This window comes from Pseudoalteromonas sp. P1-7a (assembly GCF_001401855.1).
Classification (GTDB): Bacteria; Pseudomonadota; Gammaproteobacteria; order Enterobacterales; family Alteromonadaceae; genus Pseudoalteromonas.
The window spans coordinates 66,865-77,156 of sequence record NZ_LKDU01000022.1 but is presented as its reverse complement, the minus strand read 5'-3'; the positions used below and the strand labels follow the sequence as shown (position 1 = coordinate 77,156).

Sequence of the window (10,292 nt, the reverse complement as noted above, 5' to 3'; positions counted from 1 at the left end):
ATTCTCATTTACGACTGCATGGATGCAGAAGGTAGAGCAATGCAGGAGCAATTGCCGAGAACAACTAAATAGCGAATTTTTTGCCTTGCTATTAACACGTTTATCCATCCTCAAAATAGATCACTTAATTATGCGGTTTGGTATAAAAAAGCCTAGATGTGAGCCGTTCAAACTAAACTCTAAGAGCTTATTAGATTTATCGTAAAACAAAAAAAGCCCAGCAGTGCTGGGCTTAAGGTCACTTTAGGAGTAGTTAATTAAATGACACTGTAATGATGTTAGAACATACATTTTCAGTTACACATAATTGGTAATCGTACGATGGTAATGTAGCACCACGTACGTAGTCGCGGTAACGGCCGTTGTCTGATGTAGTATCAACCAGCTCACCGTTACGGTATAGGCTTAACGACTCAGCGCCAACACGTTCCCAACTTAAATCTACACGCATGGTATCAAGGCGAGATTTATTAGCGCGTTTAAGGGTAAGCTCTAGCTCTACATCACTCACTACAACCGTTTGCGTTGAGCTGCTAGTATTGCCTTCACTATCAGTCACAGTTAATACAACCTCGTAATTACCTGATGCTGCATATACATGCATTGGGTTTTGATCTGATGATGTTGCACCATCACCAAAGTCCCAGCTCCATTGTGTAATATCGTTATTTGAGTCGGTACTTGTATCTGTAAAGTTAACTGTTAAGCCTTGTGTTTCTACATCAAAGCCCGCACGCGGTGGTTGTGGGCTAACTTCACCAATAGCACTTAATGTAAGAGACCAAGTATTAATGGTGCCCGTATCAGCTGCTGCGGTATCTTCTACGTGTAGTGTCCAATCACCTGTAGCCACTTCACCATTAAATGACTCAGACGTAAAGCTTCTTACTATGTCGTCGCTTGAACCACCCACATTGCTTTGCAGTGTTACCTGCGTACCTTGTGCAGATACTAATGTAACCACTAAGTCGCCTGAGTAAGTGTGCGTAATATCAACATCTGCGGTAGTACCAAAAACGGTTAAATCATCTGGTACATTAATCACTGATACAGCGCCCACTGGCGAGTTATCAGGAATTTCAACACTTGCGTTACTGCTGTAGGTAAAGTCGTTTAGACCAACAGGTTGAATCATTAATTTAACTGACTGCTCTTTAACAATGTCACCCGCTGTGGCAATCACTGTTAGGTCGTATTCACCCCACTGTGTATCAGTGTCGGTTTCAACATTGAGCATTACATCATCGCCAGGGCGAGCGGTACTAGCCGATAAATAAGCGCTGCTTAATGCTGATGATAGTTCAAGCGTTACTTCTTCATCCCACTCGGCAATTGAGCCAATGGTAAATGTGTAATTTGTAGCTTGGCCCGCTACAATTTGTTGCGTAAGTGGATCGGCTGAAATTTTAAAGCCAGGTGTAGGATCTGCATCAATAAGTGCTTGATTCACATTAAGACGAGTACCTGCCACCGTTACACCTTGTAGTGCCGCATTTGCATCACCAGAGCTCATTAGTAACTCTTTAAGCTCTTGCGTGTTTAGTTCAGGATTAATAGATAACACTAACGCAGCAGCACCTGCAACATGAGGCGTCGCCATTGATGTGCCAGAATAAGATGCGTAGCTCTCACCTGGTGTGGTCGATAAAATAGCACTACCAGGGGCGCCCATATCAACGCTTGTTAAACCATAATGTGAGAACCATGAAATATTATCGGTTTGATCCGTACTTGCAACCGATAATACACTTGCGTTTTCGTAGTTAGAAGGATAATGAGGGTTAACATCGTTATCTATCGTGTCGTTACCCGCTGCGGCTACAAACAGTAAATCGGCCGCTTCGCTTGATGCAATTGCATCTGCTAGAGCTTGGCTATAACCGCCACCGCCCCAGCTATTATTTAATACGCGTAAGTTAACACCGGCATTTTTAAGTCCTACCATGTAGTCAATACACTTAATAGCGTCTGATGTTGAACCATTACCTGCAGCATCTAAAAACTTACAACCTACAAGTGATACTTCGTGGTTAACGCCCACAACACCTGTTGCATTATTACCGCTAGCACCAATGGTGCCAGATACGTGAGTACCATGGCCTTCATCATCCATAGGGTCACCAGTGTTGGTAATTGCATTAATACCGTGCACGTCATCTACAAAGCCATTACCGTCATTATCGATGCCATCTCCTGGTATTTCACTGCTATTTACCCACATATTGCTCGCTAAATCGCTGTGGCTATAGTCAATACCTGTATCAATTACACCTACTACAACATCGCGGCTACCTGTCGAAATATCCCACGCTTCTACGGCATCAATATCAGCATCGGCAGTACCCCCTGTTTGACCATCGTTATTCAAGCCCCATAACTCGTCAAAACGTGGGTCATCAGGGGTACCTGCAATACTTACTTGATAATCAGGCTCAACGTATTCAATGGCTTGATGTGATTTTAATCGAGCGATTGCTTCTTTAGTACTCATGCCTGAAATTTTAAACTTAGCTAAACGCCCAGAAAGTAAAGACTTATAGTTATCATCAATTTCATCTGCGTTTACATCTGAAATTTTTGCTTTCACTAACGAACGGGCTTGTTTACGCATTTGTGCGGATGCATTTTTTTTGTATTTAACAATTAAGGCATCGCTACTTGCTACAACAGGCTGTTTAACACCTGCATCAGGTAGTTTTGCAGCAGCTAAGCAAGGAAGTAAAGCAAGAGTGATAATAGATAATTTTGTTTTCATTGTTCTATCCATAGTTAGTTTAACTTAGTGGTACTAAGTAAGTTTACTTACAACTTCAAATACAAGAGGATCACGTGGCATAGAACTAGAAGACTAAGAAATATGAATTTACACAAGCCAAAAAATAACAAACAACTAAAAATCAACATTTTTAACCAGACTGATTAACAAAAAAACATGCAACACAGCCATTTTTATGAAATAACTCATCGCGTTTTTACCTTTTTAAGGACCAAACATTTTTACTAGTTTTTCTTTCTTTTTTTGTTCCCATATGAATACCTCACTGTAAGGCTATGAAATTTAACAAAAATAAAATTGGTAAAAAAAGATGATTTAAGTCTATTGTCAGGAGGAATACAGTGAAGGTGTTCTTACAAAAAAGTTTATTCGCTTTATATTTAATAAAGATGACAGGATTAAATTTCTTTATTTGTAATAACAAACGATTTACAAAATCAAATTGAAGAGTGGATCACACCATTATTTCAGCACGGCATGCTGAGCGAAAATATCTTATTAAAATTTATAACACTTAAGGTATTTGATTTTACTATTTCAAGGAGAATAAATAATGAAGTTGAATAAAACACTTTTAAGCTGCGCTGTTGCATTAGCAGTGGGTACTAGCTTTGCTTCACATGCAGATACACAAAATAAATCAATATCAAGCTCACAGCTAAGTACACAAGTCTCTACTGAGAACTTAGAAAACAGCTTAACCCTAAGTCAGACTTCAAATGAAAATAACGCACTTCTTTATCAAGAGGGTGACAGCAACACCATGGTTGTTACTACTACAGGTAACAATAATGAAACTGAAGTTGTACAAAACCAATTTGGTAATTATGCCGAAGTAACCACAACTGGCGATAACAATATACAGGTGTACTCGCAAGATGGCGTTGCTAATGGCTTTATCTCCGAGGTAACAGGTAACAACAACATGTTATTTGTTAGTCAATTTGGCCAAGGCTTTTTTGTAAATAACGAAGCGATTAACATTGTAACTGGTGATGACAACCTTATTGATGTAGAGCAAGGCAACGGCGGCCACTGGTTCTACAATATGGATATGCAAGGTAATGCAAATGAAATTAGCGCTTTGCAAGAGGGTGAATGGCATGAAGCAGAAATCACTATGCTTACGGGCGACGAAAACACTTTAAGTCTAGAACAAGATGGCTTTTGGAATACCTTTAAAGTAAGTAGCTTACAAGGTGATGAAAACGAGCTTGATGTTGAGCAAAGCGGCGACCGAAATGCTGTAACATTTAGCGATATCTCTGGTGATGCTAATGAGATTGACGTTGAGCAAGATGGCTTAACAAATGCAGTAACGTTTGCAGCTGTTGTAGGTGATGATAACCAAATAGATTTAGATCAAGAAGGTTCGCTTAATACTATTGAGTCAAACTTATTTGAAGGTGTAAACAACGAAGTAACAGCAACGCAAAATGGTGCTGAAAACTTAATGACAGCCGATTTAATTGGTGACAATAATGAGCTAACTTCACTCCAAAGCGGTGACTTGAACGAATCTTACATGGGTGTAATTGGCTCTGATAATGAGTTTTCAACCACTCAAGTTGGCGACTTAAACTCGGTTCACCTTGCTAATTTTAACGGCACAGGTAACGATGTTGATTTAGTTCAATCTGGTGATGAAAATACCATGCTGGTGCAATCGTCGTATCCTGATGTATCGCTTACATCAAACGATAACGATATTGATATTTCACAAACGGGTACTCAAAACGAAGCGGTTGTAACACTTGCGGGTATTTTAGATAGCAACGATAACCAAATCGATATTGCGCAAGATGGTATGTTAAACCTAGTTGATATGATGGTTGAAGGCAGTAGCCATAGTATTGATATTTCACAAGAAGGTGAAGGTAACTGGGTAGGTGGCGTTGGTCAGTCTGCCTTTTTAGTGGGCGGTGAAAACGTGTCATTCACAGTCACTCAGGTAGGTAACGACAACCTTGTGGAAGGTTCAGTTATTGGCTACGACAGCACGGTTTCTGTTACACAAATTGGTGATGGCAACACTGCAACAATTACACAAATGTAATTATTGAGGTGGGGAGGTTAGCCCTCCCCATTTTATTATGAAAATAAATATTCACTTACGTTACTTCCTACTTAGCTTTTTACTTCTTTTTTCTTCGCTCAGCGCTGCCGAGCAAGAACTGGAAATAGATGGCTTACTGCTTGATAGAAGCATTAGCCGTTTTGGCCATCAATTTTATTACGAATTTTCGAATTACTGGCGAGACCTCCCCTCCACTGCCGGTTTTAATATAGAAATAAAAGAAACGGTAATACCAAAAGCGGGCACAAAGCTTTCGCTAATTATGAATAATGAACTCGTATATGTAACCTATTTAGGACGTAGATTAGCGCCCCTCGACGAACGCGTTGAGCAAGCTGTTTACACTGTAATAGAAGCGATGGCACGCTCAAATATGACTACATCGTCACCCGATATGGCAGTAAATGGATGGTAAAATGAAAAAAATAGCACTTATAATAATAACAACACTTAGTTTTTCAGCCTCGGCAACTGAAATTATTTATACCCCAATCAACCCAAGCTTTGGTGGTAACCCACTCAATGCCACAATGCTGCTTAGTAAAGCACAAGCGCAAAACAAGCACAAAGCCCCAACTGTTGAAAAAGGCTATGCAGAGCAGTTTCAGGAAACGCTCGAGCGCACTTACTTAAACCAAATGGTACGTGAAATTACTGATATGGCATTTGGGGAAGATGTTGAAAACAGTATTTTTGATCAAGACTCAATATTTATGAGTGGAGACTATCAAATAGAAGTAATAACCAGCACAACAGATACTATAACTGTAAAAATAACCAATATATTAGATGACTCAGTGGTGATCATTGAAGTACCGAGGTTCGGATAATGCATAAACTAATAATAACACTAACGCTTTTAAGCTTAACCGGTTGTGCTGGCATGAGTAATTTAATTCCGCCTTCACAACAAGTTGCTACAACACTTGAACCAACAGAAATATTTAGTGATTTAAAAAACTTACCTAAACCTGTAGGCAGTATCCCTGTGTCTGTGTATTCGTTTAGAGACCAAACAGGCCAATATAAGCCACAAACTAATGTAAGCTCGTTTTCAACAGCGGTTACACAAGGTGCTAACTCTATTTTAGTGCAAGCTTTGCACGAATCTGATTGGTTTACGCCGGTTGAACGCGAAGGCTTACAGAATATTTTAACCGAGCGAAAAATTATTCGAGCTGGTAAATCTGACAATCCTAACCAACCAGATTTACCGCCGCTAACCACCGCTAAAATAATTTTAGAAGGCGGTATTATTAGCTACGATACCAACGTAAAAACGGGCGGCTTAGGCATGGAGTATTTTGGTATTGGGGCTTCAGAGCTTTACCGAGAAGATGCCATCTCTATCTATTTACGTGCAGTTGATGTTCGCACCGGCCAAGTACTCTTGAGCGTTGCCACCAGCAAAAAAGTGCTAAGCCAAGAAATGCGTGCAGGCTTTTTTAGGTATGTAAGTTACAAACGACTGGCTGAAGCCGAGGCGGGCTTTAGTGATAATGAGCCAATGAGTATTTGTGTGACCCAAGCTATTGAAAAAGCACTCACAGACTTAATTACAAAAGGTATTGATAGAGGGTTATGGGCGAAAAAAGCAGCCTAAATTTAAAGACTAAAAAGGCTACATGATGTAGCCTTTTTATATAAAACACTTTTTTGCTTAAACTTAAACTAAAAATATTAAATCGGTTTAACTACTTAGCCATAGGTAATAAAACCGATATATAACGCTGAGCCCAATTTGCCAATTCTACACGGTTGCGCGAATTGGTTTTTTTAAAGGCACTGTACAAATGTGTTTTAACGGTGTGATCACTTATATTAAGCTTATCGGCAATGGCATTATTGCTTGCCCCTTGGGCAATTAAGTGAATAACCGATTTTTCGCGCTTAGTAAGATGCGCATAATCCCCTTTTTTTAGGGTTATATCTTCTTGTAAGCTATTAAACGAAGAGGCCACAGAAAGAATATCTGAAAATGCTTTAGATATAACTTTGCGCGTAAACCACAATTCACCAGACGTTATTCTTACAAGCCCTTTAAATATATCTTCTGGCGCATCAGATTTATAAAACACGCCATTAAAATGATTGAGCAATAAGTTTTTTTCACATACTGCACTGGGCTCTACATTAAATAACACCACTTTGTGCTTTTTAGCTAAGCAAATTAAATCAGCAGGTAGTAAATCTAACCAGTTATTTTTAGCGCCATCTATTAAAAATAAATCAAACTTCTCCCTTTGCTCATTTTTAGGGATAGCGTCATCCATTTTTATATCACCAAAAATGGCTTGCATGGTTTTTAAAATAGTTGTGTAGCTTTCGCAGTGAAAAGAAGATTGAAACGTAGTTTTTATAAAAACGGAGTGTGGCTGTAGCATAAATTTCTTCCTTGAAACGTTTATTCCACATTACCGAATTTATAAACAACTTTCAATGCGATTTTGGTATTATTACCACAAAGAAAAGATACGCATTAATTATATTAATCCAATATTTACAATAAGTTAGCTTAATAAAGTGTTTGTTTTTTCATATAACACACTGCTCTGATCAGTCCTCACATAACGTATAAAAGCGTGAAGTAACCCCGTTAGTCCAACCAAAGCCTTGCTGAACAACGTATTCCCCTCCCCCTGCTTTTAATTGCGGCATGCACACATTGTATTTTTCAAGTAAGCAATGATTAAGTGAAAAATCGTTTTCTACCATCGTTAACCAGTTTTGCATTATACGCTTACTGAGACAGCTAAAACCGTAATTATTAAGTCCTTTGACGGCAAACCACTGCAGCGGCGCCCACCCATTTGGACTATCCCATTGCTGTGATGTAGAGGTAACGGTAGTAACTATGCCACCGGCCTTTAAAAAGTCGCGGCTTAGTCGCTCGGCTACATGTTGTGCTTGTTGCTCAGACGCTAAGTTAAAAAATAATGCAGTACTTGCGGCAGCGCTTAACACCTTGGATTGACTCGCTTTGCAATGATTATAATCAACAAAAAAGTGATATTGCTCACTCCACATGTATTTATTAATCAGTGAGCGGCGAGCTGTTGCGTAGTCGCTAAACAAATCGGCTTGTTGGCTATTACCTAGCAGCTTATTAAACTTACTAAGCTGTTTTTCTAGGTTGTAAAGTAAACAATTAAGATCAATGGGTAGTATATCGGTCGTTTGTATAGAGCTAAGTGAATTAGGCTCAGCTAGCCAGCGGGAACTAAAGTCCCAGCCTGATTCACACGCTGCACGTATATGCCTATAAAAGTCAGGCTTTCTATGGTCAGCTAAACCCACTGCGAGGGCTAGATCTTCTCTAAGAGATTCAGCCCTAGGAGTTGCCTCATCATCCCAATAACGATTTAGCTTGCCACCGCATGGCATTTTTACAACTCGTCTTAGTGCCGGTTGCTCGTTAGTAAGCTCTTCTGCACCTTGCATCCAAAACGCATACTCTTTTTGAAGCGCAATAACACACTTTTCAAGCCATGCCACATTATTGGATTTACTGTGTTCGTGCTGCCATAGCAATTCAACCATTAGGGCTAAAATAGGTGGCTGCGAACGCGATAAATAGTAACTGCGGTTGCCATTTGGAATGCACCCATAATCGTTTATAAGGTCGATAAAGTTTTGCAGCATATCTTCAACAATCTCGGGTTTATTAGCATCTATTAAGCCAAGCGCTGTAAAGTAGCTATCCCAGTAGTATATCTCCTGAAAACGCCCACCTGGCACAATGTAGCTATGCTTTAATGCTAATAAAGAGTCGGCTTTAGGTTTATCAGCCTCCCGCCTCAAACCATGCCATAAAGAGTTGATGTAGTGTTTAACGCTTGAAGGATCTGGCTCACTTTGCATACGTAGTAAGGGCGTTGTAATAAAGTGCTCATTTACAAACTCTTTTAATTGAGCTTGATTAAGCGGTGCTACTTGCTCATAGTGTTTACATGCACTTTGCCAGCTGGTTCGTGCAGTTGCATCTGCAAATGTTTTACAGTCATCAAAAATATGTTGGGTCTGTACATCTTTAAATAACTGGCTTTCAAAAAAATTCATAACAATCCTAAATCAATTATATGCGGGCAACGTGCTGAGAAATGGCGCGGGTGCGCTGTTTAAAAATAATCACGCTTATAAAAATTAAGCTAATAGGTATTAACGAGAAGTAAAATGCGTACTGACCGCTAAAATGCTCAAATACATAACCTGTGATCATTGAACCAGTTGTGCCTCCAAGTGCTGAAAACACAACAATTAACCCTGTCATAGCTGCATGTTGGTGCTTTTCTAAAGCACTAAGCATTACCGAATTTAACACTGGATAAATTGGCGCCATAAAAAAACCAATAAGGGGCAAAACAAAGGCGGCCAGCGGTGCGTCAAATAATCGAGTAATTGCTGTATTAGGTAGGTTTTCAGTTAGGGGTAACGTTATAATAATAAGTAATGCCATAGCGACTAAGCATCCACACAGCACAAAAAACCAATTAATGTGCTTAAGCACCTGCCCCGCAACTAAACGACCAAGCGCTAACGCCGCTGCAAAAATACTCGCTAACTGAATACTTATAGCCACAGGTAATTGTAAAACTTGGTTATTAAAAGTTGGCAGCCAAGTACCTACCCCTTGTTCAATTAGGACGTATAAAAATGCACTTATAATAAAAATAAGTACCAGGGGCTGATACGTTAACTTAAGCATAGCGATAAAGTCACTTAAGCTCGAACTGCTTTTGTTGCTTTGTAGCGCGGGTTTTATAGGTGCAGCTATAACGCTTAAAATCACAACTAAAGTAAGTGCAGCCAACGCGTAATATACATTTAGCCACGCACTAGGCTCGCCGGGATTTATAAATGCAGTAAAAATCCAATAGCCGCTTAACACACCCACCATAAAAATACCCTCTATGGTGTTTAACAGTGACGAATGGCTATTAGCATCGTCGGTTACTTGGCCAATAATTGAATAAACAGACACTTTGACTACCGCAAAACCACAGCCTATCACTGCAAATAGCAGTTTAAACATATAAAATTCGCTAATCATTGCAGTGCTTAAGCACGCTAATGCAACAACAGCTAAAGCGCCTAGCATTGCGAGCTTATAACCTAATCTAGGAATGAACGAAGCAACTGCAAAAGACATTATCGCAATTGATAAGTCTTTAAACCCTTCTAAAACAGACGCCTCAGTTTTGCTAACGCCCAGTGTATTTATTGCCTGCAAAATGACTGTTCCTACGCTATTTAATAATATTGCGAAAATAAAATAGCTTGCAGCAATTGCGAGTGTAATTTTTGTTTTACTCATAGCTTGCCTTACTTATAGCGCAGTACGCCATAACAATTAAAGCTAACACCTTTAGGTAATTAGCGTGTGTGTTTGTGTCAGTGAACATTGAGTTTAGTGTAGAATAAAAATCAATGCAATCGTTT

Annotated in this window: 8 protein-coding genes and 1 pseudogene; 5 read left to right on the top strand and 4 right to left on the bottom strand. The window is 39.5% G+C overall.

The window, feature by feature from the left end; translation table 11 throughout:
• A pseudogene (locus AN389_RS20670) lies at window positions 1-205 on the top strand (hypothetical protein); the annotation flags it as partial.
• 48 nt (window positions 206-253) lie between these two features.
• Here the strand turns inward: AN389_RS20670 and AN389_RS13805 are convergent.
• Window positions 254-2,755, bottom strand: coding sequence for a S8 family serine peptidase (locus tag AN389_RS13805; RefSeq protein WP_055020053.1), 2,502 nt, complete (start codon window positions 2,753-2,755; stop codon window positions 254-256).
• 574 nt (window positions 2,756-3,329) lie between these two features.
• Here AN389_RS13805 and AN389_RS13800 point away from each other — a divergent pair.
• The 4 genes from AN389_RS13800 to AN389_RS13785 are packed head-to-tail and all read left to right on the top strand — an operon-like array spanning window position 3,330 to window position 6,456.
• Window positions 3,330-4,832, top strand: coding sequence for a curlin (locus AN389_RS13800; protein WP_055018301.1), 1,503 nt, complete (start codon window positions 3,330-3,332; stop codon window positions 4,830-4,832).
• Between the two features lie 37 nt (window positions 4,833-4,869).
• Complete coding sequence (locus AN389_RS13795) at window positions 4,870-5,268, top strand: curli production assembly/transport protein CsgE (protein WP_055018302.1); 399 nt, start codon at window positions 4,870-4,872, stop codon at window positions 5,266-5,268.
• On the top strand, window positions 5,258-5,683 hold the full coding sequence (locus tag AN389_RS13790; protein WP_055018303.1) for a curli assembly protein CsgF: 426 nt from the start codon (window positions 5,258-5,260) through the stop codon (window positions 5,681-5,683). Before AN389_RS13795 ends, AN389_RS13790 begins: the two co-directional genes overlap by 11 nt.
• Window positions 5,683-6,456 (top strand): CsgG/HfaB family protein, encoded by a 774-nt coding sequence (locus AN389_RS13785; RefSeq protein ID WP_055018304.1) that lies wholly within the window; start codon window positions 5,683-5,685, stop codon window positions 6,454-6,456. The genes AN389_RS13790 and AN389_RS13785 overlap by 1 nt, the downstream gene beginning before the upstream one ends.
• Before the next feature lie 91 nt (window positions 6,457-6,547).
• Here the strand turns inward: AN389_RS13785 and AN389_RS13780 are convergent, their stop codons facing one another.
• The 3 genes from AN389_RS13780 to AN389_RS13770 form a co-directional block, all read right to left on the bottom strand.
• Window positions 6,548-7,237 carry a response regulator transcription factor gene (locus AN389_RS13780; RefSeq protein WP_055018305.1) on the bottom strand — a complete coding sequence of 230 codons (690 nt, stop codon included), beginning with the start codon at window positions 7,235-7,237 and terminating at the stop codon, window positions 6,548-6,550.
• A gap of 172 nt (window positions 7,238-7,409) precedes the next feature.
• Window positions 7,410-8,912 carry an alpha,alpha-trehalase TreF gene (gene treF / locus AN389_RS13775; RefSeq protein ID WP_055020052.1) on the bottom strand — a complete coding sequence of 501 codons (1,503 nt, stop codon included), beginning with the start codon at window positions 8,910-8,912 and terminating at the stop codon, window positions 7,410-7,412.
• Between the two features lie 16 nt (window positions 8,913-8,928).
• Window positions 8,929-10,167 carry a sugar MFS transporter gene (locus AN389_RS13770; RefSeq protein WP_055020051.1) on the bottom strand — a complete coding sequence of 413 codons (1,239 nt, stop codon included), beginning with the start codon at window positions 10,165-10,167 and terminating at the stop codon, window positions 8,929-8,931.
• Window positions 10,168-10,292: the final 125 nt, after the last annotated feature.

What these genes read in the sequence shown, in the direction of transcription:
- AN389_RS13780 (WP_055018305.1), bottom strand. Translation starts at nt 7,237, where the DNA reads ATGCTACAGCCACACTCCGTTTTTATAAAAACTACGTTTCAATCTTCT.
- treF (WP_055020052.1), bottom strand. Translation starts at nt 8,912, where the DNA reads ATGAATTTTTTTGAAAGCCAGTTATTTAAAGATGTACAGACCCAACAT.
- AN389_RS13785 (WP_055018304.1), top strand. Translation starts at nt 5,683, where the DNA reads ATGCATAAACTAATAATAACACTAACGCTTTTAAGCTTAACCGGTTGT.
- AN389_RS13790 (WP_055018303.1), top strand. Translation starts at nt 5,258, where the DNA reads ATGGATGGTAAAATGAAAAAAATAGCACTTATAATAATAACAACACTT.
- AN389_RS13795 (WP_055018302.1), top strand. Translation starts at nt 4,870, where the DNA reads ATGAAAATAAATATTCACTTACGTTACTTCCTACTTAGCTTTTTACTT.
- AN389_RS13800 (WP_055018301.1), top strand. Translation starts at nt 3,330, where the DNA reads ATGAAGTTGAATAAAACACTTTTAAGCTGCGCTGTTGCATTAGCAGTG.
- AN389_RS13770 (WP_055020051.1), bottom strand. Translation starts at nt 10,167, where the DNA reads ATGAGTAAAACAAAAATTACACTCGCAATTGCTGCAAGCTATTTTATT.
- AN389_RS13805 (WP_055020053.1), bottom strand. Translation starts at nt 2,755, where the DNA reads ATGAAAACAAAATTATCTATTATCACTCTTGCTTTACTTCCTTGCTTA.